Source organism: Arthrobacter sorbitolis, from assembly GCF_054510995.1.
On sequence record NZ_JBTNDM010000001.1, the window covers coordinates 147257 to 171924 of the forward strand.

General features: G+C 72.0%; 21 protein-coding genes. 14 read left to right on the forward strand and 7 right to left on the reverse strand.

Annotation, left to right across the window (positions count from 1 at the left end):
* Positions 1 to 27 precede the first annotated feature (27 nt).
* Positions 28 to 639: a DUF1697 domain-containing protein gene (locus tag ACX80K_RS00690; RefSeq protein WP_459269969.1), complete on the reverse strand. Its 612-nt coding sequence runs from the start codon at positions 637 to 639 to the stop codon at positions 28 to 30.
* A 1-nt stretch (position 640) separates the two neighbouring features.
* Positions 641 to 1360, reverse strand: coding sequence for an IclR family transcriptional regulator (locus ACX80K_RS00695; RefSeq protein WP_104178915.1), 720 nt, complete (start codon positions 1358 to 1360; stop codon positions 641 to 643).
* A gap of 145 nt (positions 1361 to 1505) precedes the next feature.
* Between ACX80K_RS00695 and leuC the strand changes: the two genes are divergently transcribed.
* The 6 genes from leuC (at position 1506) to ACX80K_RS00725 (ending at position 8151) form a co-directional block, all read left to right on the forward strand.
* Positions 1506 to 2978 carry a 3-isopropylmalate dehydratase large subunit gene (leuC, locus tag ACX80K_RS00700; protein ID WP_459269970.1) on the forward strand — a complete coding sequence of 491 codons (1473 nt, stop codon included), beginning with the start codon at positions 1506 to 1508 and terminating at the stop codon, positions 2976 to 2978.
* Positions 2979 to 2987: 9 nt separating this feature from the next.
* Positions 2988 to 3587 carry a 3-isopropylmalate dehydratase small subunit gene (leuD, locus tag ACX80K_RS00705; protein ID WP_459269971.1) on the forward strand — a complete coding sequence of 200 codons (600 nt, stop codon included), beginning with the start codon at positions 2988 to 2990 and terminating at the stop codon, positions 3585 to 3587.
* Positions 3588 to 3822: 235 nt separating this feature from the next.
* Positions 3823 to 5172, forward strand: a complete 1350-nt coding sequence (murA, locus tag ACX80K_RS00710; RefSeq protein WP_104178912.1) for a UDP-N-acetylglucosamine 1-carboxyvinyltransferase — start codon at positions 3823 to 3825, stop codon at positions 5170 to 5172.
* A gap of 14 nt (positions 5173 to 5186) precedes the next feature.
* Positions 5187 to 5966 carry a lysophospholipid acyltransferase family protein gene (locus tag ACX80K_RS00715; RefSeq protein ID WP_459269972.1) on the forward strand — a complete coding sequence of 260 codons (780 nt, stop codon included), beginning with the start codon at positions 5187 to 5189 and terminating at the stop codon, positions 5964 to 5966.
* Entirely contained in the window at positions 5963 to 7012 is a 1050-nt protein-coding gene (locus ACX80K_RS00720) for an NAD(P)H-dependent glycerol-3-phosphate dehydrogenase (RefSeq protein ID WP_459269973.1), read from the forward strand. The genes ACX80K_RS00715 and ACX80K_RS00720 overlap by 4 nt, the downstream gene beginning before the upstream one ends.
* Complete coding sequence (locus ACX80K_RS00725) at positions 7009 to 8151, forward strand: D-alanine--D-alanine ligase family protein (RefSeq protein ID WP_459269974.1); 1143 nt, start codon at positions 7009 to 7011, stop codon at positions 8149 to 8151. The genes ACX80K_RS00720 and ACX80K_RS00725 overlap by 4 nt, the downstream gene beginning before the upstream one ends.
* A gap of 79 nt (positions 8152 to 8230) precedes the next feature.
* On the opposite strand, the gene ACX80K_RS00730 is transcribed toward ACX80K_RS00725, so the two are convergent.
* Positions 8231 to 9319: a YeiH family protein gene (locus tag ACX80K_RS00730; protein WP_459269975.1), complete on the reverse strand. Its 1089-nt coding sequence runs from the start codon at positions 9317 to 9319 to the stop codon at positions 8231 to 8233.
* 116 nt (positions 9320 to 9435) lie between these two features.
* Here ACX80K_RS00730 and ACX80K_RS00735 point away from each other — a divergent pair, with 116 nt between their 5' ends.
* Entirely contained in the window at positions 9436 to 10638 is a 1203-nt protein-coding gene (locus tag ACX80K_RS00735; protein ID WP_459269976.1) for a glycosyltransferase, read from the forward strand.
* A gap of 306 nt (positions 10639 to 10944) precedes the next feature.
* On the opposite strand, the gene ACX80K_RS00740 is transcribed toward ACX80K_RS00735, so the two are convergent.
* Complete coding sequence (locus tag ACX80K_RS00740) at positions 10945 to 14475, reverse strand: bifunctional proline dehydrogenase/L-glutamate gamma-semialdehyde dehydrogenase (RefSeq protein ID WP_459269977.1); 3531 nt, start codon at positions 14473 to 14475, stop codon at positions 10945 to 10947.
* A gap of 142 nt (positions 14476 to 14617) precedes the next feature.
* Here ACX80K_RS00740 and ACX80K_RS00745 point away from each other — a divergent pair, with 142 nt between their 5' ends.
* Both ACX80K_RS00745 and ribA read left to right on the forward strand, forming a co-directional pair.
* The gene (locus ACX80K_RS00745; protein WP_459270657.1) at positions 14618 to 15529 is read left to right on the forward strand and encodes a LysR substrate-binding domain-containing protein; all 912 of its coding nucleotides are present in this window, start codon (positions 14618 to 14620) and stop codon (positions 15527 to 15529) included.
* A gap of 120 nt (positions 15530 to 15649) precedes the next feature.
* On the forward strand, positions 15650 to 17029 hold the full coding sequence (gene ribA / locus ACX80K_RS00750) for a GTP cyclohydrolase II (RefSeq protein WP_459269978.1): 1380 nt from the start codon (positions 15650 to 15652) through the stop codon (positions 17027 to 17029).
* A 75-nt stretch (positions 17030 to 17104) separates the two neighbouring features.
* Here the strand turns inward: ribA and ACX80K_RS00755 are convergent, their stop codons facing one another.
* Positions 17105 to 17335, reverse strand: coding sequence for a DUF3072 domain-containing protein (locus ACX80K_RS00755; RefSeq protein ID WP_307083400.1), 231 nt, complete (start codon positions 17333 to 17335; stop codon positions 17105 to 17107).
* A gap of 308 nt (positions 17336 to 17643) precedes the next feature.
* Here ACX80K_RS00755 and ACX80K_RS00760 point away from each other — a divergent pair, with 308 nt between their 5' ends.
* The gene (locus ACX80K_RS00760) at positions 17644 to 18483 is read left to right on the forward strand and encodes an SDR family oxidoreductase (protein ID WP_459269979.1); all 840 of its coding nucleotides are present in this window, start codon (positions 17644 to 17646) and stop codon (positions 18481 to 18483) included.
* A gap of 180 nt (positions 18484 to 18663) precedes the next feature.
* Here the strand turns inward: ACX80K_RS00760 and ACX80K_RS00765 are convergent, their stop codons facing one another.
* Together ACX80K_RS00765 and ACX80K_RS00770 are read right to left on the reverse strand one after the other, a co-directional pair.
* Positions 18664 to 19521 carry an SMP-30/gluconolactonase/LRE family protein gene (locus ACX80K_RS00765; protein ID WP_459269980.1) on the reverse strand — a complete coding sequence of 286 codons (858 nt, stop codon included), beginning with the start codon at positions 19519 to 19521 and terminating at the stop codon, positions 18664 to 18666.
* Positions 19522 to 19564: 43 nt separating this feature from the next.
* Positions 19565 to 20050 carry a DUF3515 domain-containing protein gene (locus tag ACX80K_RS00770; protein ID WP_459269981.1) on the reverse strand — a complete coding sequence of 162 codons (486 nt, stop codon included), beginning with the start codon at positions 20048 to 20050 and terminating at the stop codon, positions 19565 to 19567.
* Between the two features lie 183 nt (positions 20051 to 20233).
* Between ACX80K_RS00770 and ACX80K_RS00775 the strand changes: the two genes are divergently transcribed.
* From ACX80K_RS00775 to thiL, 4 genes are all read left to right on the forward strand, one after another.
* Positions 20234 to 21043, forward strand: a complete 810-nt coding sequence (locus ACX80K_RS00775) for a hypothetical protein (protein ID WP_459269982.1) — start codon at positions 20234 to 20236, stop codon at positions 21041 to 21043.
* A 112-nt stretch (positions 21044 to 21155) separates the two neighbouring features.
* On the forward strand, positions 21156 to 22154 hold the full coding sequence (gene rfbB, locus ACX80K_RS00780) for a dTDP-glucose 4,6-dehydratase (protein ID WP_459269983.1): 999 nt from the start codon (positions 21156 to 21158) through the stop codon (positions 22152 to 22154).
* 4 nt (positions 22155 to 22158) lie between these two features.
* On the forward strand, positions 22159 to 23577 hold the full coding sequence (locus ACX80K_RS00785) for a sugar nucleotide-binding protein (RefSeq protein ID WP_459269984.1): 1419 nt from the start codon (positions 22159 to 22161) through the stop codon (positions 23575 to 23577).
* A 48-nt stretch (positions 23578 to 23625) separates the two neighbouring features.
* Entirely contained in the window at positions 23626 to 24657 is a 1032-nt protein-coding gene (thiL, locus tag ACX80K_RS00790; protein ID WP_459269985.1) for a thiamine-phosphate kinase, read from the forward strand.
* The last annotated feature ends 11 nt before the right edge of the window (positions 24658 to 24668 follow it).

The window sequence follows — 24668 nt, forward strand, 5'->3', positions numbered from 1 at the left end:
GTCGCGCGGCACCCGGCAGGCTTCGGCTCACGCCAGGAGGCGCAGCACCTTGTCCACGGTGTTGATGTTCCGGGTGGTCGACGTCTCCGCGTACCGTGCCCGCGCCAGGAGGCGGGCGAGCGGCACGTCCGTGGACTGTCCCTTGGGGGAGGACCACGCGATGGCGGTGCCACCGGTGAGTACCGCGGGCTGCAGGTCGCGCGCCTCCTCGAGGAACGCCGCGAGGTCGTCCGGCCCGGTGAACAGCGTGACGTAGGTGTGGACGGGCGGGTCGGTGCCCGCGTCGGTGCCGGTCCCCGCGTCCGCCGGTGGCGGCGGGACCGACGCGGCGAGTGCCCGGAGGTCGGCGTCCCCGACGACGATCACCCGGGCCGCATAGCCGAAGTGCCCGCTCAGGGCCTCCTCGATGCGGCTCTTCAGGTCGAGGGGGCCGAGGGAGGAGGAACAGGTGACGTTGCCGCTGGCGAGGACCGTCGCGACATCGCCGACCGGAAGACCGGCGAGCAGGTCGCGGAGCTCGGCCATCCGGACCTTCACGCCACCCACGTTGACCCCGCGCAGGAAGACCGCGTACCGCCGGCCGGGTGCGGCAGGGGAGGGCGTGCGGCCCGGCCGGGTGGCCGGCAGGTCGGCTGCCATGTCAGTCGGACGCCGATCCGACGGCGAGCGTGAGCTGCCGCGCCGCATCCGACACGACCTCCGCGTGGATGCGCCCGGGCTGCCGGGTGAGGCGTTCCATCGGGCCGGAGATCGACACGGCGGCGATCACCCGCCCCGAGGGGCCCCGCACGGGTGCGGAGACCGACGCCACGCCGGCCTCGCGTTCGCCGAGGCTCTGGGCCCATCCGCGGCGCCGTACGCCGGCGAGCACCGTGGGCGTGAAGCGCGCATTCTGCAGGCCCATGAGCAGGCGGTCGTGATCCTCCCACGCGAGCAGGCACTGGGCCGCCGACCCGGCCTTCATCGACAGCTGCGTCCCGACCGGGATCGTGTCCCGCAGCCCCACGGGCCGCTCGGCCGAGGCGACGCACACCCGCCAGTCCCCCTGCCGACGGAACAGTTGCGCGCTCTCGCCGGTCGCGTCGCGCAGCCCGAGGAGGACCGGCCCCGCCGCTGCGATGAGGCGGTCCTCGCCGGCCGCCGAGGCGAGTTCCACCAGTCGGCTGCCGAGCACGAAGCGCCCCTGGATGTCCCGGCCCACGAGGCGGTGGTGTGCGAGTGCCAGCGCCAGCCGGTGCACCGTGGGTCGAGCCAGCCCTGTCGACGCGACGAGCTGGGCGAGCGTGGTGGGCCCCGCCTCGAGGGCGTCCAGTACGAGCGCGGCCTTGTCGATCACGCCGACACCACTAGAATTGTCCATAGGATGATACTGACGTCTCATTATCTGAGACGCAACCCGACCGGCTGGCCCTCGTCGCCGGGCGCTGGTTGAGTGGATGTCACCAAGAGTCCTGCCGGGCCGCCCTACCGGGCCCGGTTCGCCGGAACAGAGAAGGACGATCGTCATGGGCAAGACACTGGCAGAGAAGGTCTGGGACGCACACGTGGTCCGCAAGGGCGACGTCGTCGGTGCGGAAGCGCAGCCCGACCTCCTCTACATCGACCTGCACCTGGTCCACGAGGTCACCTCGCCGCAGGCCTTCGAGGGCCTCCGTCTCGCCGGACGGCCGCTGCGCCGTCCCGATCTCACGATCGCCACGGAGGACCACAACACGCCGACGCTGGACATCGACAAGCCCATCGCCGACCTCACGAGCCGCACCCAGATCGAGACCCTGCGCGCCAACTGCCGGGAGTTCGGCGTCCGGCTGCACTCCCTCGGTGACGCCGAGCAGGGCATCGTCCACGTGGTGGGGCCCCAGCTGGGCCTCACGCAGCCCGGCCTGACCGTCGTCTGCGGCGACTCGCACACCTCCACCCACGGCGCCTTCGGGGCACTGGCGATCGGCATCGGGACCTCCGAGGTGGAGCACGTGATGGCCACGCAGACGCTCTCGCTGAAGCCCTTCAGGACCATGGGCATCACCGTGGAGGGGACCCTGAAGCCGGGCGTCACGTCGAAGGACATCATCCTGGCGGTCATCGCCAAGATCGGCACCGGCGGGGGTCAGGGCTACGTCCTCGAGTACCGCGGCTCCGCCATCCGGTCGCTGTCGATGGAAGCACGCATGACCATCTGCAACATGTCCATCGAGGCGGGCGCACGCGCCGGCATGGTGGCCCCGGACGAGACGACCTTCGAGTACCTGAAGGGCCGCCCGCACGCGCCCGAGGGCGAGGACTGGGACGCCGCCGTCGCCGACTGGCGGGAACTGCGCACCGACGACGACGCCGTCTTCGACGCCGAGGTCTTCCTCGACGCGAACGGGCTCGAGCCCTTCGTCACGTGGGGCACGAATCCCGGCCAGGGCGTCTCGCTCTCCCAGGCGGTGCCCTCACCCGACGACTTCGCGGACGAGAACGACAAGGCGGCCTGCAACCGGGCGCTCGAGTACATGGCCCTCGAGCCGGGCACGCCGATGAAGGACATCCGCGTGGACACCGTCTTCCTCGGCTCCTGCACCAACAGCCGCATCGAGGACCTCCGCATCGCCGCCGACATCATCCGTGGCCGGCAGAAGGACCCCGCCGTCCGGATGATGGTGGTCCCGGGGTCGGCGCGTGTCCGCCTGCAGGCCGAGGCCGAGGGCCTGGACCGCGTGTTCAAGGACTTCGGCGCGGAATGGCGGTTCGCCGGCTGTTCCATGTGCCTCGGCATGAACCCGGACCAGCTGGCACCGGGGGAGCGGTGTGCCTCGACGTCGAACCGGAACTTCGAGGGACGCCAGGGCAAGGGCGGACGCACCCACCTCGTCTCACCCGTCGTCGCCGCCGCCACCGCGGTGCGCGGCACGCTCAGCTCGCCGTCGGACCTCGGTCCGACGCCCGGCGGCGCCGCCGGTGCCGATACCGCCGAGTCCACCGTCCCCGCCGCCTAGGAGCCCGCCATGGAGAAGATCACCACGCACACCGGCATCGGTGTCCCGCTGCGCCAGAGCAACATCGACACCGACCAGATCATCCCTGCCGTGTACCTCAAGCGCATCACGCGCACCGGGTTCGAGGACGCTCTGTTCGCCGGCTGGCGCAAGGAGGAGGGCTTCATCCTGAACCGGGAGCCCTACTCGCGCGGCACGGTCCTCGTCGCCGGCCCCGACTTCGGCACCGGGTCGTCCCGCGAACACGCCGTCTGGGCGCTGAAGGACTACGGCTTCCGGGCCGTCCTGTCCTCGCGGTTCGCGGACATCTTCCGCGGCAACTCGGGCAAGCAGGGCCTGGTGGCGGCGCAGGTGGCGCAGGACGACATCGAGCTCATCTGGAAGGTCCTCGAGAACGAGCCGGGCGCCATGGTGACCGTCGACCTCGCCGCGCGCAGCGTGCAGTGCGGGCCGGTCAGCGCTCCCTTCCAGCTCGACGACTACACGCGCTGGCGCCTGCTGGAGGGCCTCGACGACATCGGCCTCACCCTCCGGCAGGAGGAGCACATCACCACGTTCGAGGCCGGCAGGCCGTCCTGGAAGCCGACCACGCTGCCCGTGCGCAGCTGAGCACGCACCCGACGACCGCCACCCGCAGGTCGTCGATCCCGGCCCGGATGTAGTGCTTCTCACCCCCCGTGCGGTCCCGGGCGGGAATGGCGACGCACCCGGACCGGTTCTACACAGGGGAACAGGGAGTGCACGACGTACCCTTGTATTTCTGTCTGCCGCGCCGTTCTCCTATGCTGGGTAGGAGCATTTTCGAGTCCGCGGGGGGTTCAACGTATGAGGGAAATAGGTATTCATGGGTAGCGTTCTGACCATCCGCGGCGGCATCCCGCTGACCGGCAAAGTCTCCGTCCGCGGTGCGAAGAACCTGGTTCCGAAGGCGATGGTCGCCTCGCTGCTGGGCAACACGCCGTCCGTGCTGCGCAACGTCCCGGAGATCAAGGACGTCGACGTCGTCACGAGCCTCCTGCAGCTGCACGGCGTCACCGTGACCAAGGATCCCGTCACGGGCGACCTCACGATGGACCCGATCGACGCGAAGATGGCGATGTCCAAGGACATCGACGCCCACGCCGGCGACTCGCGGATCCCCATCCTCTTCTGCGGCCCCCTCATGCACAGCATCGGCGAGGCCTTCATCCCCGACCTCGGCGGCTGCAAGATCGGCGACCGGCCGATCGACTACCACCTCGAGGTCCTCCGCAACTTCGGCGCCGTCGTCGACAAGCGTCCCGGTGGGATCTCCATCTCCGCGCCCAAGGGCCTCCACGGCGCGAAGCTGACCCTCCCGTACCCGAGCGTCGGAGCCACCGAGCAGGTGCTCCTCACCGCCATCCGCGCCGAGGGCATCACCGAGCTCTCGGGGGCCGCCGTCGAGCCCGAGATCATGGACCTCATCGCCGTGCTGCAGAAGATGGGCGCCATCATCACCGTGCAGACGGACCGCGTCATCCGCATCGAGGGCGTGGCCGAGCTGACCGGCTACAACCACAAGGCCATCTCGGACCGCAACGAGACGGCGTCCTGGGCGTCCGCCGCCCTGGTCACCAAGGGTGACATCTACGTGGAGGGCGCACGCCAGCTCGACCTCACCGCGTTCCTCAACACCTACCGGAAGATCGGCGGCGCCTTCGACGTCGACGACGAGGGCATCCGCTTCTACCACCCCGGCGGTGCGCTGAAGCCGCTGGTGCTCGAGACGGACGTCCACCCCGGGTTCATGACGGACTGGCAGCAGCCCCTCGTCGTGGCCCTGACCCAGGCCTCCGGCGTGTCGATCGTGCACGAGACCGTCTACGAGCAGCGCTTCGGTTTCACCCAGGCCCTGATCCGCATGGGTGCCAACATCCAGCTGCACCGCGAATGCCTCGGCAGCGTCCCGTGCCGCTTCGGGCAGCGCAACTTCCTCCACTCCGCGGTCATCTCCGGACCCACCCAGCTGCGCGGCGCGGACATCGACATCCCCGACCTGCGCGGCGGCTTCAGCCACCTCATCGCGGCCCTCGCGGCCGAGGGTGTCTCGCGCGTCACCGGGATCGAGCTCATCAACCGCGGCTACGAGCGTTTCCAGGACAAGCTCGAGGGCCTCGGTGCTGACTTCGACGTCTCGGAGGACGCGCCGGTTCCCGCCGCGGTCTTCTCCTAGGCGGTCCGGACACGATGGGGGAGTCACGGGGCTCACGGGCCATGTTCACGTTCCTCGCCTCCTGGGTGAGGCCGACCATGAACGCGCTCATGGCCAAGGAATGGCACGGGCAGGAGAAGCTGCCCAGGGGGACGGGCATGATCGTCTGCCCGAACCACGTCACGGAGATCGACCCGGTCGTGGTGGCGCACTTCCTGTACAACCAGGGCGTGATGCCGCACTTCCTCGCCAAGGCGTCGCTGTTCACGGTGCCCGTCATCGGGTCCATCCTGCGCACCATCAGGCAGATCCCGGTCGAGCGTAGCTCGGCAGGCGCCAACCGTTCGCTCGAAGCGGCCCGCGCAGCGCTCGCCGACGGCGGCGGCATCATCATCTACCCCGAGGGCACGCTCACGAGGGACCCCGACATGTGGCCCATGAAGGGGCACACGGGAGCGGCTCGTCTCGCCCTGCAGACCGGCGCGCCGGTCGTGCCCCTCGCGCACTGGGGTGCGCACGAGGTCTTCCCCCGCTACGCCAAGCGTTTCCACCTGTTCCCCCGCAAGCGTTCCCGCGTGCTCGTCGGCGAGCCCGTCGACCTCTCCGACCTCCGGGGCGCCCCCCTGACGAAGACCACGCTCGACGCCGCGACCGAGCGCATCCTCGACTCCATTACGGCCCTGCTCGCCGAGCTGAGGGGTGAGGAGCCGCCCGCCGAGCGCTGGGATCCGGCGCAGAAGCAGCAGAAGCGGATGGGCCGGAACATCGAGACCCCGGACGACCCCGACGGGTCGTCGCGCGGAGGGCGGTCATGACGGCGGCAGCCGACGCCCGGATCATGCCACCGGCGAAGATCGCGGTCCTCGGCTCCGGCAGCTGGGGGACGACGTTCGCGAAGGTCCTCGCCGACGCCGCCGCCGGCACCCCTGTGATGCTCTGGTCGCGCCGCTCCGAGGTCGCCGAGGAGATCACCGCCGAGCACCGGAACTCCCGGTACCTCGGGGACACCCGACTGCCGTCGAACGTCTCCGCGTCCACTGACGTCGGGGCAGTCCTGGCCGGCAGCGAGCTCGTGGTCATCGCCGTCCCCGCCCAGACGCTCCGGGCGCAGCTCCCGGCCTGGCGCCCGCTCATCCCGGCCGCCGCCGTCGTCGTCTCCCTCATGAAGGGCCTCGAGGTCGGAACGGATGCGCGCATGAGCGAGGTGATCGCCGAGGAGCTCGGGCTGCCGGCGGAGCGCATCGCCGTGCTGTCCGGGCCCAACCTCGCCATGGAGATCGCCCGCGAGGAGCCGACCGCCTCCGTCGTCGCATGCCCGGACCATGACACGGCGGCGTGGATCGCGGCCGCCTGCACGGCCTCCTACTTCAGGCCCTACACCTCCACGGACGTGATCGGCGTCGAGATCGGCGGCATCGTCAAGAACGTCATCGCGCTCGCCGTCGGCATCTGCGAGGGGCGTCGCATGGGTGACAACACGAAGGCGTCCGTCATCACGCGCGGCCTCGCCGAGACCACGCGCCTGGCGGTGGCCCTCGGGGGGAAGGCCGAGACGCTGGCTGGTCTCGCCGGCATGGGCGACCTGATCGCCACGTGTTCCTCGGCGCTGTCGCGGAACCACACGGCCGGCCACCTGCTGGGCCAGGGCCTGACCCTCGAGCAGGTGACGGTCCGCATGAACCAGACCGCCGAGGGCATCAAGTCCGCCCACGCCGTCCTCGACTCCGCCACGAAACTGGGCGTCGACATGCCGATCACCGAGAGCGTGGTCGCTGTCCTCCAGGGGCGCCTGTCCGTCCACGACCTCGGACCGCGCCTGCTGTCCCGCAACCTCAAGCCGGAAGGCGACTCCGCCCCGTGACCACCGAAACACCCGTCCCCACCCGCAAGCCCCGTGTCCTCGTGCTGTTCGGCGGCCGCTCGAGCGAGCACTCCGTCAGCTGCGTGACCGCGGCCGGCGTCCTCGAGGCGATCGACCGGACCCGCTACGACGTCGTGCCCGTGGGCATCACGAGGTCCGGGCAGTGGTCGCTGGTCTCCGCGGATCCGTCCGCGTGGTCGCTGCGCTCCGACGTCCTGCCCGAGGTCATCGCGACCGAACAGGCCGTGGTGATGGGGTCGGCCACCAGCGGGGGCACCGGCCAGGAACTGCTCGTCGCCGCGCCGGGGTCCGTCCCGGAGAGCCTGGGCGGCGTCGACGTGGTGCTGCCGCTCCTGCACGGGCCGTTCGGAGAGGACGGCACGCTGCAGGGCATGCTCGAGATGGCCGAGATGCGCTACGTGGGGGCCGGTGTCCTGGCGTCCGCCGTCGGCATGGACAAGCACTACATGAAGGTGGTCTTCTCCGCTGCGGGGCTCGAGGTGGGTCCCTACGAGGTGATCACGGACCGGCAGTGGCGCAGCGACCCGGACTCCTGCCTGACCCGGGCCGCGTCCCTCGGATTCCCGCTCTTCGTCAAGCCGTCCCGCGCCGGCTCCTCCATGGGCATCAGCCGTGTCGAGGACGCCGCCGGGATCAGGGACGCCGTCGAGGCGGCCCGCGCGCACGATCCAAAGGTGGTCGTCGAGGCAGGGATCGAGGGCCGCGAGATCGAGGTGGCGGTCCTGCAGGGACGCGGGCTCGAGGCGCCGCGCACGTCGCTGCCGGGGGAGATCGCGATCCGGCCCGGAGACCACGCCTGGTACGACTTCGAGGCCAAGTACGTCGACGGCGCCGCGGCCGAGCTGTCCTGCCCGGCGGACCTCCCCCCGGACATCCTCGACCGCGTGCAGCTGCTCGCCGGCCAGGCGTTCGAGGCGATCGGCGGAGAGGGCCTCTCCCGGGTCGATTTCTTCTACACACCCGACGGCCGCCTGGTCATCAACGAGATCAACACCATGCCCGGCTTCACGCCCATCAGCATGTACCCGCAGATGTGGGCGAAGTCCGGCCTCGGCTACACCGAGCTGATCGACGAACTGATCGGCCTCGCGCTCAGCCGGCCCACCGGCCTGCGCTGACGCCCCGGCCCGCCCCCGCGTGGGAGCGGAGGGCTGGCGTCGTGGCGCGCCCGCCGCCGCGCATCTGCCGGCGCGGCGGTCATGCGAGCAGGAGCACGCCGAGGAGTGAGCCGCCCGCGAGCAGGGTGGTCGAGGCGGCACCGACGGCGGCGAAGCGGCCTCCGGTGCGTAGCAGCCGACGTACGTCGATGCCGGCCCCGAGGCCGAACATGCCTGCCGCCAGGAGGGCCGTGGTGACGGTGCGCCCGCCGTCGAGTACCGGATCCGGCAGGATCCCGAGCGAGCGGACGGCGACCATCACCAGGAAGCCCAGCACGAAAAGGGGCACCACGGGTGGGCGGGCCCCGGTCGTCGGGACCGTCGGCGTCGGGGCGTCCGGCACGCCGGCCCCGTCCCCGCTCCCGGCGCGGTGGTCGGCCGCGGTGAGGGCCGCGGTGCGCCGTCGTTCCCCGAGGGACGCGAGCGCGGCGACCGGCGCGAGCATGAGGACCCGGCCGAGCTTGACGACCGTCGCGACGGCGAGGGCCGTCGCCCCTGCGGTGCCGGCGACGGCCACCACCTGCGCCACTTCGTGGACCGCCAGGCCCGCCCACATCCCGAAGCGGTCCTCGCTCAGGCCGAGCAGCCCGCCGAGCACGGGCAGGACGACGATCATGAGCGACCCGTACAGGGTGACCATCGCGACAGCTGCGGCGGCCTCGTCGTCGTCGGCGTTCACGACGCCCTGCAGGCCCGCGACGGCCGACGCCCCGCAGATCGAGAAGCCCGCGGCCATGAGCGTCGCGCCGGCGCGCGAGAGCCCCATCCGCAGACCCAGCTGCAGGGTCAGGACATAGCTCAGCGCCACGCAGGCGATGATCAGGCCGAGGACCGGGAGGCCGAGCGCCACGATGTCGGGCAGCGCGAGCTGGAGGCCCAGCAGGACGACGCCGGCCCGCAGGAGCCTTTTCGTCCCCGCCTTCACGCCGGGCCGGAGGGCCGGGGCGTAGAGGGGAGAGTTGGCGAGCAGCACACCGAGGACGAGTGCGATCACCAGGGGACCGAGAACGGCCTGCAGGGATCCTGCCCAGACAGCGGAAGCGACCCCGGCGGCGACCACCGCCAGCCCGGGCAGCGGAGACCCGGTCCGCGCCCGTAGGAGGGCCGGGCGGTCGGCGGATGACGGCATGGCAGGGGCACTTCCGGCTCTGGTCAGGGAGGTTGCTTCCAGTCATTGTTCCACGGGGGAGGGAGCAGTATCCTCTTCCCCGAAGCACCGTTCGGCGAGTCCCCCGGAGAGACGCCATGTCCACCTTCCTCTTCGCCACGCTCGACGCCGGCGGCAACGTCCCGCCGGCCCTCCTGATCGCCCGGGAACTGATGCGCCAGGGCCACGCCGTCCGGTTCCTCGGTCACGAGGCGCAGGCGGAGACGATCAGGGCGATCGGCGCGGACTTCACCGCGTACCACTCCGCCGTGCCGATGACGCCGACGGTCGAGCTCTCGGCGCTCCGCGACCTCACCCTGATGTTCTCGGTGTTCACAGATCCTGGGATCGGCCGTGACCTGATCTCCGAGGCCCGCCGCGATCCGCCGGATCTGCTGGTCATCGACTGCCTCCTCCTCGGAGCCCTCGGTGCCGCCGCGAAGGAGGGACTCGCCTACGTCTCGCTGGTTCACAGCTTCTACGCGTTCTTCGACGGACCCTTCCGGCACAACCCCATCTCGATGCTGGCGCGGCTGAGGGGTAGGGGCCCCCACCAGGTCGTCAAGGAGGCGGAGCTGGTGCTGGTCTGCGCGGATCCGGTCCTCGACCCGGCCGGCACCGCCCGCACCGCCCGCACCGCCCGCGACCCCGGCGACCCCGGCGACCCCGGCGACCCCGGCGACCCCGGCGACCCCGGCGACCCCGGCGACCCCGGCGATACGGGCAAGGTGGTATGGGCGGGCGCTGCAGTGGACGTGGCCGAGCCGGCGAGCCCACCGGACGCGGCCCATGTCCTGGTGAGCCTCAGCACCACGGCGTTCCCCGGGCAACCCGAGGTGCTCCAGAAGATCCTCGATGCCGTCGCCGACCTGCCCGTGGACGTGACACTGACGACGGGGCCCGCGGTCGACCCGCAGGCGCTGTCGGCTCCGCCGAATGTCGCGGTGCACCGGTACGTCCCGCACAACGACGTGATGCCCCGATGCTCCGCGGTCATCGGGCACGGCGGACACGCGACCACGATGCGGGCCCTCGCCCACGGGCTGCCCCTGCTGATCCTGCCGATGCACCCCATGCTCGACCAGCCGATGATCGGGAAGGTGGTGCAGGAGGCGGGCGCCGGGCTGACGCTGAGCCGGAAATCCTCCGAGGCGCAGATCGCGGCCGCCCTGACGACCATCCTCGGCACCGGCACCTGTGCGGCAGCCGCTGCGGCCATCGGCGACCGCCTCCGGGCTGCGGACGGTGCACGTCGGGGAGCACGGCTGCTCGAGGCCGTCGCGCAGCGCGCCTCGGCCTGATTCCTGCTCCCCGCAGGAGCGGACGGCTCCGACGCGACGCACGGCCGCCGTCATCGCCGTCGTTCCCAGCTTTCTGCCGCGGGCGGACCCGGACGGCGTCGCGTCGCGCTCCGACACGTGTGTCCGGCGAGACAACAGGGAAGGACGACGGGGAGCAGCCCGCAGCAGGGCGCCCCGGGTGCGTGCCGCCGCGCCGGGTGCCCATCCCCGTGGGGGAGGAGCCCCGGGTGTGTGCCGCCGCGCCGGTTGCCCCGTCCCGGACAGCGGCGACGCCGGCCCCGACGGCAGGGTGACCGGTTCCCGTCGCTAGACGACCCCCACCGTCAGGTTGTTCGGGGTGCCGAAGCGGTGGGCGGTGATGCTGATGGCCTGCTCCTGCAGGAACGGCAGCAGCTCGATCCGCCCCGACTCCGTGACGGGCTGCGCGTACACCGCGAGATCGGGCCGCCCGCCGGTGACGGCGGCGATCGCCGAGGCTCCTCCACCGATCAGCCGGACGCGGCGGAGGGGCAGGTTCGCCGCACGGGCGAGCCAGGCGGCGTCGTCCTCGGTGGTGAGGCGCTCGACCCGCTCGGTCACGACGGACCGCAGCGCCGCGGGAAGCTCGACGGCGGCCGAGACGGCCACCGGTGCGCCGGCCGCCGTCGCCGCGAGCAGGACACGCACGAGGTCGGCGATGGGCGCGTCCTCCGCCAGACGTACCGTCACGGGATGGGCGAGGTAGCGGAACAGGTTCCGCTCGGCTGCGAGACCCGAGACGTCCCGGACCTGGCCGAATTCGGCGTTCCATGCCTCGGCATCGGACGCCGCGGCGCGGGTCAGGCGGGCGAGATCGGCGTCGGGCAGGCCGCCTGTCCGTGCCGCCGCCAGCAGGGGCCCGACGACGGGCAGGGGGGTTCCCTGTGCCTTCGACGACGACGGCGCCCACGATCCGAGACCCACGAGGTAGTTGGGGCCGCCGGCCTTCGTGCCGGCGCCGACGGCGGACTTCTTCCAGCCGCCGAAGGGCTGGCGCTGCACGATCGCCCCGGTGATACCCCGGTTGACGTACAGGTTGCCCGCCTGGACGCCGTCGATCCAGGCGGCGATCTCGCGGCTGTCGAGCGAGTGGATGCCGGAGGTGAGGCCGTAGTCGATGTCGTTCTGCAGGGCGATCGCCTCCTCGAGCGTCGCTGCGGTCATCACCCCGAGGATCGGCCCGAAGTACTCGGTCAGGTGGTAGGTGGAACCGCGCTTCACGCCGACCCGGATGCCCGGGCTCCACAGACGCCCCGAGTCGTCGAGCCGCTGCGGTTCGACGAGCCACGACTCACCCTCACCGAGCGTGGTCAGGCCGTCGAGCAGCTTGCCGGCGGCGGGCTCGATCACCGGGCCCATCTGCGTGGTGGGGTCGTCCGGGTAGCCGACGGTGAGCGAGGTGACGGCGTCCAGCAGCTGGTTGCGGAACCGGTGCGACGTCGCCGCGCTGCCCACGAGGATCACGAGGGACGCGGCCGAGCACTTTTGGCCCGCGTGGCCGAACGCCGACTGCGCGACGTCCTTCGCGGCGAGGTCGAGGTCGGCGCTCGGGGTGACGATGACGGCGTTCTTGCCCGAGGTCTCGGCGAGCAGCGGCAGATCGGTCCGGAAGGAGCGGAACAGCTCCGCCGTCTCGTAGCCGCCGGTCAGGATGACCCGGTCCACGCGGGGATCCGAGATGAGCCGGCGCCCGAGGTCACCCTCCTCGACCTGCACGAGGCGCAGGATCTCGCGCGGCACGCCCGCGGCCCACAGTGCGTCGATCATGACGGATCCGGACCGGCGTGCCTGGGAGGCGGGCTTGATGATCACGGAGGATCCCGAGGCGAGCGCGGCGAGGGTCGATCCGGCCGGGATCGCGACCGGGAAGTTCCACGGCGGTGTCACGACGGTGAGCCGGACGGGGGAGAACACGGCGCCGTCGACGTCGTCGAGCTCGCGGGCGCGTTCCGCGTAGTAGTGGGCGAAGTCGACGGCCTCGGAGACCTCGGGGTCGGCCTGGTCCAGCGTCTTGCCGGTCTCGGCGGCCATGACCTCCATGAGCTCGGCGCGGCGCGCCTCGAGAGCGTCCCCCGCGCGGTGCAGGATCACGGCCCGCTCGGCTCCGCTGAGCGAGCCCCAGGAGGCGGAGGCCGAGACGGCGCCGGCGATGGTGTCCTCGAGCTCGTCGGCGCGCGTGAGCGTCGTCTCCGCGACGAGGTGGTTCCCGAGGTCCGAGGTGGGGACACGGTCGAGGATCGCCCGACCCCACGCCCGGTTCGCCGGGAGCGAGGGGTCCGTGTCGGGGGTGTTGTCGAAGCCGGTGCCCGGGTGCGGCCGGACGGGAGCGGTACGGTCCTGCCGGCGGTTCGGCGCGGGGATCGCGGTGTCCAGCTCCTCCAGGGACGCGAGGAAACGGTTCTTCTCGCGGTCGAAGAGCGCCTCGTTCTCGGAGAGCTCGAAGACGGCGGACATGAAGTTGTCCTGGCTCGCCCCCTCCTCGAGACGCCGGATCAGGTAGGCGATGGCGACGTCGAACTCGCCCGGGTGCACCACCGGCGTGTAGAGGAGCAGGGAGCCGACGTCGCGCCGGACGGCCTCCGCCTGACCCTGTGCCATGCCGAGGAGCATCTCGAACTCGATGCCCTGACGGACGCCGCGCTCGCCGGCGAGCAGCCAGGCGAAGGCGAGGTCGAACAGGTTGTGCCCGGCGATGCCGACGCGCACGTTGTCGATCCGCCCGGGCTGCAGCGCGTAGTTGAGCACGCGCTTGTAGTGCGTGTCGGAGTCCTGCTTGGACCCCCAGGTCGCCAGCGGCCAGTCGTGGAGGGACGCCTCGACCTGCTCCATCGGCAGGTTCGCGCCCTTCACGACGCGGACCTTGATGCCGGCGCCTCCACGGGCGCGGCGGGCCGCGGCCCACTCCTGCAGGCGGACCATGGCGGCCAGGGAGTCGGGGAGGTAGGCCTGCAGGACGATGCCCGCTTCGAGCTCCCTGAACTCGGGCCGGTCGAGGATCTCCATGAAGACCGCGATCGTGAGGTCGAGGTCCTTGTACTCCTCCATGTCGAGGTTGATGAACTTGCGCGGCTCGGACCGGGCGGCGAGCTCGTACAGGGGGGCGAGTTTCTCGGCGACGTGCTGCACCGCCTCCTCGAAGGCCCAGGCCGGGTGCGGGGCCACGGTGGAGGACACCTTGATGGACACGTAGTCGACGTCGGGGCGCTCGAGGAGCCGGACGGTGCCCGCCAGGCGGCGCTCGGCCTCGGAGTCGCCGAGGACCGCTTCGCCGAGGAGGTTGACGTTCAGGCGGATCCCCTCGCGTTTGATCCTCGCGATCGAGCGGCCGAGCCTGGCGTCGGAGGCGTCGATGATGAGGTGTCCCACCATCTCGCGCAGCACGCGGCGGGCGACGGGGATGACGACCTGCGGCAGGACGGGCGCGACGGCGGCGCCCACCCTGACGGCGGAGCGCATGTACCAGGGGAGGAATCCGGGCACCTTCGGGGCGATCGCGCCGAGGGTGCGGGCGGCCACCGAGAGGTCCTCGGGCCGGATGACGCCGTCGACGAAGCCGACCGTGAAGGCCAGCCCGTGCGGGTCCTTGAGGACACCGGCGAGCTGCTGGGCGGACGAGTCGACAGGCACCTTCGAGGCCTCGGTGAGCCACCGGCGTACGAGGGCGACGGCCTGCTCCGGCAGCGCCGCCGGGATGTCGGTGGTGCCGCCGGGGCCGGCGGTGAACCGGCGGGGCGTGTCGTCGGACGCGGTGCCGGGCGCCGACGCGCCCCGGGGTGCCGGAGCGGCGGCGTCGTGGAGGCGCGGGATCTGGGTTGTCATGGCACTGGCTTTCGATCGGACGGCTTCCGCCGGGCAGGTAGTTCCTCTCCAGTATCGAACCGCCGTACGATTAGGAAAAGCGATGATTACCAAACGGTACTCGTCAGCAGAACCGATCCAAGAGTCGTCCTCCGGAGGCATCGTGCTCGACCTGCGCAGGCTGCGGCTGCTCCGCGAACTGAAGATCCGCGGCACCCTCGCGGACGTCGCTGAGGCCCTGAACTACAGCCCGTCCTCGGTCTCGCAGCAGCTCGCGCTGCTCGAGAAGGAGGTGGGCGTCGAACTGCTGCGGAAGGCGGGACGCCGGGTGGTGCTGACGGCGCAGGCCGAGGTTCTCGTCGCACACACCGCAGAACTGCTCGAGACACTGGAGCGCGCCGAGGCGGACCTCGCGGCATCTCTGACCACGGTGTCCGGCACCGTCCGGGTGGCTGTCTTCCAGTCGGCCGCGCTGGCGCTCATGCCGGGCGCCCTGACCGCCATGACGCGCGACTACCCCGACGTGCGCGTGGAGATGGTGCAGCGCGAACCGGAGACGGCCCTGTACGAGACGTTCGCCCGCGACTTCGACCTCGTGATCGCCGAGCAGTACCCGGGACATGCGGCTCCCCGCCACCCCGAACTCGACCATGTGGCCCTCACGGAGGACGCGATCCGCCTCGCCGTCCCGCTCGCCGGCGGCCACGCGGGCATCACGACCGTCGCGGAGGCGGCCACGGCCGCGTGGGTCATGGAACCGAGGGGAGCGGCCTCGCGGCACTGGGCGGAACAGGCGTGCCGGCGGGCCGGCTTCGAACCCGACGTCCGCTATGAGACCGCGGACCTGCAGGCGCAGATCCGCCTGATCGAATCGGGCAACGCGGTCGCGCTCATGCCCGACCTCGTGTGGACCGGCCGGAGTGTTCCCGTGCAGCTCCTCGACCTCGGGGAGAGTCCGCGGCGCTCGATCTTCACCTCCGCCCGCCGTGCGGGTGCCCAGCGGCCCGCCGTACTGGCCGTCCGCGAGGTCCTCGGGCACGCAGCCGCCGACGTGCGGCGGCCCCCCTCGGCGTAGCCGGCCGACACGGACCGGCCGACACGGACCGGCGGGAAGCGCAGCACCCGTGCCCTGCCCGTGCCGACTCCCGGGGACGTGTGTTTTCGCGTCTCGGGGCCCCACTCGTAGGGTTGACCCATGTCCATCCAGCCTCCGCACGCTGATTCAGCAGCTGTGCCGGCGACCGTCGAGAGGGTCGTGGAGACCGTCCTGCCCACGCGGCACGGGACCTTCCGCCTCGTCGGCTACCGCGACGACGGGGGCACGGAGCACGTGGCCCTCCTGCAGGGGATCGACGCGGCCGGACTCACGGGCCCCGCCCCGCTCGTCCGCGTGCACAGCGAGTGCCTCACGGGCGACGCCTTCGGGTCCTGGCGCTGCGACTGCGGCGAGCAGCTCGATGCCGCCCTCGCCGCCATCGCCGCGGAGGGACGCGGTGTCGTCGTCTACGTCCGGGGCCATGAGGGCCGCGGCATCGGCCTGCTGGCGAAGCTGAAGGCCTACGCGCTACAGGACCAGGGCGTGGACACGGTGGACGCGAACACCGCGTTGGGCCTGCCGGTGGACGCCCGCCGCTACGGCCAGGCTGCCGAGATCCTGCAGGACCTCGGCATCGGCGCCGTCCGCCTGCTGTCCGGCAACCCGGCGAAGGAGGAGGCCCTCGAGGACCTCGGCATCGCCGTCGTCGAGCGCCGCAACCTCCCGGTGTCCGACCGCGCGGAGAACGCGGGCTACCTGGCGACCAAGCGCGCCCGCATGCGGCACGACGCGCCTCCCGCCGCGGATGCCTGGGAATCGCTGCTCGACGGCGTCGTGCCGGCGGCGCCTGCCCCGGGCGAGGCGGAGGAACTGACCCACCGGTACGGCTATCTCGCCCAGGCCGGACCGCTCGTCGTCGGGCAGTTGCGCCAGAGCCTCGACGGATTCATCGCGTCACGTTCGGGGGACGCCGGCTTCCACGAGGACCGCGGCGACCACGGACACCTCCAGCGCCTGCGCGCACTCGTGGACGCCGTCGTCGTGGGTGCGTCCACCGTCCTGGCCGAGGACTGCTCCCTCGCCGTCGAGGACGTCCCCGGCCGCAGCCCCGTGCGCGTCGTGCTGGATGCGGCGGCGAGGGTGCGCGTGGGTGCCCGGGTGCTGGCCGACGACGGCGTGCCGACGCTGTGGATCGTGTCCCACGACGCCCCGGTGCCCGACGGGCTGCCCTCCTCGGTGGAGGTGGTGCGGCTGCCGGTGGAGGACTTCGCGCCGCGCCGCGTCCTGGACGTCCTGCAGGCGCGGGGGCTCGGGAAGGTGCTCGTGGAAGGGGGCGGGAACACCGTCTCACGGTTCCTCGAGGCCGGCGCGCTCGACCGCCTCTACCTCACCACAGCACCGGTGCTCGTGGGCGACGGCATCCCCGGGATCCGCTTCTCGGGATCGGACGCCCTGGCCGAGGCGCGCACGGCGCCCGTCCGGCGCTTCCTGTTCGGTCAGGACATCTGCACCGAGTTCAACTTCGCGGCGACACGCTAGGGCGGGCCGGGACGCAGGAATCCCACTGCCCGGGCTCTCCAGCGCCGGACAGTGGGATCCGAGGGGGCGTCCGGGTCAGGAGTCCTCGGTGAGCCGCTTGCTTTTGCCCTGCAGCCGATCGATGTGCTCCGATGCCTCGGCCTTGTTGATGTCCGCCGGGATCTCCTCGCCCGCCTCGCGTGCGAGCGTATCCAGGTAGCTGCGCTGAGCGGCGGTCATGGGCTCGTCGCCGGTGACCCAGTCCGAAGGATCCCGCTCGAATCCGCCCTCGGGCTCGGAGTTCGGGCTTCCCAGTGTGTCTGCCATGTGTGTTCCCCTTCGTGGTGGCCGGCTGAAGCCATCAGTCTACTTACTGTCACTGACAGCCTCGTGGCGGCCGGCACCGATCTCCGGACGAGGTCCCGCAGACGGCGGACCCGGTCACCGTACGAGTCCCGAGTCGGTCCGCTTCGACGCCGGACGTCGTCGGCCGCGTGCCGCACGGACGAAGGGTGTCCTCCTCGCGCAACGGGTTTCCGGACCGCCCACCCGCTTCCCTTCAATTAGTAAGGGTGCTTACGGTGAAGGGGCAAGGAAGCCACGGGCGCGACCGTCCGTCGACACCAGGAGGAACAGTGAGCCAGCCAGCGCAGCAGCAGGACCCGCCCGGAACCACCGAGGCCATTTACCCGACTCCCGACCACGGCGAGCAGTCCTATCGCGGCAGCGGCCGACTGACGGGCAAGAAGGCTGTCATCACGGGCGGTGACAGCGGCATCGGCCGCGCCGTCGCGATCGCGTACGCCCGCGAGGGAGCGGACGTCCTGATCAGCTACCTGAACGAGGACGACGACGCCCGCGAGACGGCGCGCTGGGTGGAGGAGGCGGGGAGGCGGGCCGTCCTCTTCCCCGGCGACCTCGCGGACCCGGCGACGTGCCGCGCCGTGATCGACAAGGCCGTCGAGGAGTTCGGCAGGGTGGACATCCTCGTCAGCAACGCCGCCTTCCAGATGACCCACGAGACCATCGAGGAGATCCCGGACGAGGAGTGGGACCACACGCTCGCCACCAACCTCAGCGCCTTCTTCCACCTCACGAAGGCGGTCCTGCCGCACATGGGCAGGGGTGGTTCGATCATCGGCTCGAGCTCCATCAACGCGGACAACCCGGTGCCCACCCTGATGCCCTATTCGGCGACGAAGGCCGGCATCGCCAACATGACGGCGTCCATGGCGCAGCTCCTCGCCGAGCGCGGCATCCGCGCCAACTCCGTGGCCCCCGGACCCATCTGGACGCCGCTCATCCCCGCCACCATGCCGAACGAGCAGGTCGAGACCTTCGGCCGGCAGGTGCCGATGCAGCGGGCGGGCCAGCCCGCGGAGCTCGCCCCGGTGTACGTGATGCTCGCGTCGGACGAGGCCAGCTACGTCTCGGGAGCGCTCATCGCCGTCACCGGCGGGCAGCCCATCCTGTGATGCCGATGCCGATGCCGATGCCGATGCCGATGCCGGTGCCGGCACGGTGACGCCGTCCGGCGCGACTCACGGCGCGACGGACGACGTGCCGTCCTTCGCGGCGCCGGAGGTTCGGGCAGCCCTTCCACGGAGTGTCGACAGCAGGCGTCCGTGGCAGGGTGGACCGCCTGATCCTCGGGCCTAGCCCGCGAACATCGGCAGGGGAGCGCCGGCCACGCCGGGCTCGACGGCGAAGAGTGCGCCGGCCTGCGGCTCCGACCCCTCCGGGACGTTCTCACGGGTCGTCGTGATGAACAGCGTCGTCAGGTCCGGTCCGCCGAAGGCGCATGCCGTCACATTCGTCACCGGCAGCGGGATGTGCTCCGTGAGCCTGCCGGAGGCGTCGTAGCGCGCCACGGCCCCGCCTCCGTACAGCGCCGCCCAGATGCCGCCCTCGGCGTCGATGGCGAGCCCGTCGGGCATCCCGAGCGCCTGCTCGACGACCGCGAACGTGCGGCGGTCCGTGAACCGGCCGGAGGCGACGTCGTAGCCGAGTGCGTCGATGCGGCCCGTGGGGGTGTCGGCGAAGAACGCGGTGTCGCCGGTGGGGGAGAAGTGCAGGCCGTTGGAGACGGTCACGCCGGTCAGCAGGGTGGAGACCGTATGGTCGCTCTCCAGTGCGTACAGGGTGCCGGCCCCGAACCCGCCCTCCCAGCCCATCGATCCGCACAGGAACCGCCCCGCGGTGTCGCAGCCGCCGTCGTTCATGCGGACGGAGCCGTCGCTGAAGGCCGCAGGGCCCTGCTCGAGGACCGTGAACGAGTCGTCGGCGAACACGAACCCGCGCTCGACGCCGAGGACGTACCCGCCCGACGCGCGGCCGCGGATGACGCCGGCGAGGCGCGGGTGCACGTCGTGCCGGTCGAAGCTGCCGTCGTCATGGCGGACCAGGACGTCGCCCTCCATCATGTCCACCAGCAGCAGTTCCCCGCGGCGCGGGTCCCAGTAGGGCCCCTCCCCGTGGAAGGTGCAGACGTCGGAGATTCGCTCGGCTTTCACGGTGCTCCTTGCTGTGGGGGTCGGGCGGCGGGAAGGGTGTGCGTCAGCCGCCGGCGGGTGCGGGAGTGGCGTCGGCGAGCCCGACGCACGCGCGGCTCTGCTCCACGCGCCCGACGGCGTCCCCGAGTTCCACGAGGACGGTGCTCGAGGCGACCTCGTCCGGGTCGAAGAGGACCTCGACGGCGGGATCGCGCCCGTAGGTGGTGGCGGTCCAGGCCGGGTCGCCCTCGCGGACCACCCAGTCCACGTCGTTCACGGTCACGCACGGATCGGTGGTGGGTCCGGGGACGTCCACGCCGCACCGCAGCACCACCCTGGAGGGATCACCCCACGCCGAGGTGGCCTGGCTGTTCGTGTCGCGCTGTTCGTTCTCGGCGACCGACGGCGGCAGGGCGATCATCACGTCGGCGCACCGTGCGTTGGCGGCGTCCTGCGCCGGATCGACGTCGACGACGGACCCGCACCCGGAGAGCGCCACCAGGATCGCGGCGAGCACCAGGGGGGTCGCGGACCGGGGGAGAGCAGGCATGGTCCCACCCTAGTAGGTGGCCGGAGCGGAGGAGCGACACGGCGGCGACGCCGCCCACGATGAGCCGGGCGGGAGAACGGGCCGACCGTACACTTCAGGAGCCGCAGCCGAAATCCCGGGCTGCCGGTCCCCCACCCGCACCCGGCGATGCATGCCGGGCGCGAGAGCCCGAGCCGAGGACGAATGACCGCGCCCCACCGCCGCACCCTGCCGACGACCGCCTGCACGAGGATCCTCTCCGCGGCGGCGGCCACCCTCTTCGCCGGAGCAGCGCTCGCCGCTCCGCTGCCCGCGCTCGCGGTGGACGCGGTCGGGACCGAACCGGCCCCCGCCCTCGTCGGCGAACCGGGGCCTGTGCTTCCGCAGCAGCCGCAACCGCAGCAGCCGCAACCGCAGCCGACGGGGACCTTCGCGGAACCCGCGCCGGCCGTACCGGACCCCACGGCGACCTCCGGCATCGACCCCGCCACCGGCTTCGCGATCAACGCGCGCACCGGGTTCCTGGTGCACCCCGCCACGGGACACCTGATCGAGCCGGGCACCGGGCAGCTCCTGTTCGCCGACACCCTCATCTACACCAACCTCCGGTACGACGCCGCCTCGGGGGAGGTCCTGGGGGTCGCCGGCGAGAGCCCCGCCCCCGGTGCGGGAGGCACGACGGCAGCTCCAGTCCCGACGGCCACGGCCACGGCGCCACCCGCGCCCGCCCCCACCGCGACCGCAGTGGCGCCCGTCCCTGCGCCGTCCGCGACCGTCGTCCCGGAGGTACCCGCCGCGGCGCCGGTCGCACCCACGGCCACGCCCAGCGCGACGGCGACGCCGCGGGCGAGCCGGTCGGCGACGCCCTCCGCCACGAGCACGCCGGTGGCCGCCGGGGAGGAGCGTGCGTCGTCCCTCGCGCCGGTCGCCTGGATCGGCGCCGGCCTCCTGGCCGCCGCGCTCGTCGTCGTCGCGGTCCTCGCCGCGCGACGGCGGGGCCGCCACCAGCCCTGACCCGCCGCCGACTCCGGCGCGGGACCCGGCGCCGGGACCCGGCGCCGCCGCGCGACAGGCCGCCCGTCGGCGGAACCGGGCGATGCCGGGGCCTGCCGGTAAAGTGCAGGACGTGAAGAATCTCCTGGTCACCGGCGGCGCCGGCTTTATCGGATCCAATTTCGTCCACTATCTGATGCAGCACACGGACGCCTCGGTCACCGTGCTCGACAAGATGACGTACGCCGGCAACCACGCCTCGCTCGAGGGGCTGCCGAGCAGCCGTGTCGAACTGGTGGTCAGCGACATCGCGGACGCCGCCGTCGTCGACCCGCTGACCCGCCGGGCGGACGCCGTCGTGCACTTCGCCGCCGAGTCGCACAACGACAACTCCCTGCACGATCCCCGGCCGTTCCTCGACACCAACATCATCGGCACCTACACCCTGCTCGAGGCCGCACGGCGGTACGGGACGCGGTTCCACCACATCAGCACCGACGAGGTGTACGGCGACCTCGAGCTCGACGACCCCGGGCGCTTCACCGAGAACACGCCCTACAACCCGTCGAGCCCCTACTCGTCGACGAAGGCGGGCTCCGACCTCCTCGTGCGGGCCTGGGTGCGCTCCTTCGGCGTCCGGGCCACGATCAGCAACTGCTCCAACAACTACGGGCCCTACCAGCACGTCGAGAAGTTCATCCCGCGCCAGATCACCAACGTGATCGACGGTGTCCGTCCGAAGCTCTACGGCGAAGGCCTCAACGTGCGCGACTGGATCCACGCCAACGACCACTCCTCCGCGGTGTGGACGATCCTCGGGAAGGGCGAGATCGGGCAGACCTACCTGGTCGGCGCCGACGGCGAGCGGAACAACAAGGACGTGGTGGAACTCATCCTCGGCGAGATGGGCCGGCCCGCCGACGCCTACGACCACGTGATCGACCGCGCCGGACACGACCTCCGCTACGCCATCGACTCCACGAAGCTGCGCACGGAGCTCGGCTGGACCCCCGAGTTCTCCCACTTCGAGCAGGGCCTGCGCGACACCATCGCCTGGTACCGCGCCAACGAGGCGTGGTGGCGCCCCCAGAAGGCCGTCACCGAATCCAAGTACACCGAGCTGGGGCAGTAGCAGCATGGGCCCCGCCTTCTCGAAGCCCCTCGCCGCCCGCGAGACGCCGATCCCCGGCGTCGTGCTGTTCGACCTGCCCGTCCACGGTGACAACCGCGGCTGGTTCAAGGAGAACTGGCAGCGCGCCAAGATGACCTCGGCCGGACTGGACGACTTCGGTCCCGTGCAGAACAACATCTCCTTCAACGAGACCGCCGGCACCACGCGCGGCATCCACGCCGAGCCGTGGGACAAGTTCATCTCCGTGGCCACGGGACGGGTCTTCGGGGCGTGGGTGGACCTCCGCGAAGGACCCTCCTTCGGTGCGGTGTTCACCGCGGAACTCGATCCGTCGACGGCGATCTTCATCCCGCGCGGAGTCGGCAACGCCTTCCAGACCCTCGAGGACGGGACCGCCTACACCTACCTCGTCAACGACCACTGGTCCGCCGACGCCCAGGACCGGTACGTCTTCCTGAACCTCGCCGACGAGACCGCCGCCATCGCCTGGCCCATCCCGCTGGCCGAGGCCGAGCTGTCCGAGAAAGACCGCAACCATCCGCGCCTCGCGGACGTCACGCCGCTCGCGCCGCGCCGCACGCTCGTCGTCGGGGCCGACGGCCAGCTCGGCAAGGCCCTGCGCAGCGCCCTCGCAGGCCACCCCTCCGTCGAGTTCGCGTCGCGTGCGGACCTCGACCTCCTCGCCGGGGACCTCGACGGCGCCCGGCCGTGGTCGGCGTACGACACCGTCATCAACGCCGCGGCGTACACCGCCGTCGACACGGCCGAGACGCCGGAGGGGCGCGCTGCCGCCTGGGCCGTCAACGTCGCAGGCGTCGCGGCCCTCGCCCGGGTGGCGACAGCGCACCGGCTGACCCTCGTGCACATCTCCAGCGACTACGTCTTCGACGGGTCGAGCGCGGTGCACGGGGAGGACGAGCCGTTCAGCCCGCTCGGCGTGTACGGGCAGACCAAGGCGGCGGGCGACGCCATCGTGGCCACGGTGCCGCGCCACTACGTCCTGCGCACCAGCTGGGTGATCGGCGAGGGCAACAACTTCGTGCGCACCATGGCGAACCTCGCGGGTCGCGGCATCTCCCCGAGCGTCGTGGACGACCAGGTGGGCCGCCTCACCTTCGCTCGTGACATCGCCGCCGCCATCCTGCACCTGCTCGGGACGTCGGCCCCGCACGGCACGTACAACGTGACGAACGACGGCGAGCCGCAGAGCTGGGCGGACATCGCGGCGGACGTCTACGCACTGTGCGGCAGGGACCGCGCGGATGTCACGGGCGTCAGTACGGCCGAGTACTTCGCCGGCAAGGAGGCCGCGCCGCGACCCCTGCAGAGCACGCTCGACCTCGGGAAGCTCAGGGCCGCCGGGTTCGTACCGGCACCCGCGGCGCAACGCCTCGCCGAGTACGTCGCCGCGCTGTCGGCGTGACCCGGTGCCGGACCCCGCTTTGTCGGTACCGCACCCTACGGTAGGCGCATGAGTGAATCAGCGGACCGGCCGGCACCGGTGGAACCGGCCGGTCCGACCGTCGACGGGATGACGGAGGGTGAACTCCTCGCGCGGATCCTCCCGCTGCTCGGCGCTGCCGCCGGCGCGCTCGTCGGCCCCGGGGACGACGCCGCCGTGCTCGCCGCGCCGGGCGGGTCCGTCGTGATCTCCCTGGACACCCTCGTGGAGGACCACGACTTCCGGCTCGTCCGCGCGAACGGCTTCCGGACCACCGGCTACGACGTGGGCTGGAAGTCCGCTGCCCAGAATCTCAGCGACATCAACGCGATGGGCGGCACGGCGACGTCCCTGGTCGTGAGCCTGACCCTGCCCCCGCACACGCCGGTCGCCTGGGTGGAGGACTGCGCGCGGGGGCTGGCCGCCGCGATCCACGGGCTCGGTGCCGACGGTTGCTCGGTGGTCGGCGGCGACCTCGGCGGCGGGGCGCAGATCGTCGTGACGGCCGCCGTGACCGGGACCCTGGACGGGCGGGCGCCCGTCCTCCGTTCCGGCGCCCTACCGGGGCACGTCCTCGCCGTCGCGGGGACCCTCGGCCGGGCCGCCGCGGGCCTCGCCATCCTCGAGGACGGCCGCCCGCCCGAGGAGTTCGGCGCGTCGGGGGAGGACCTCGTGGGCGCCCAGCTGCGCCCCCGTCCGCCCCTGGCCGCGGGACCCGCAGCCGCCGCCGCCGGCGCGAGCGCGATGCTTGACATCTCGGACGGACTCGTGCGGGACGCCGGACGCATCGCGACGGCGAGCGGTGTCCACCTCGACCTCGACCCCACCGCGCTCCGGCGGTATGCGGTGCCGCTGGCGGGCCCTGCCGCACTGCTCGGCGTCGACCCGCTGGAGTGGGTGCTCGGCGGCGGCGAGGACCACGGGCTGCTCGCGAGTTTCCCGCGGGACGCCCTGCTCCCACCCGAGTTCGCTGCGGTAGGCTCGGTGAAGCCGGGCAGGCCGCTGGTGACACTGGCGTCCCAGGCGACAGTCCTCAGGGGATGGGATCACTTTGCACACTAAGATCACCGCCA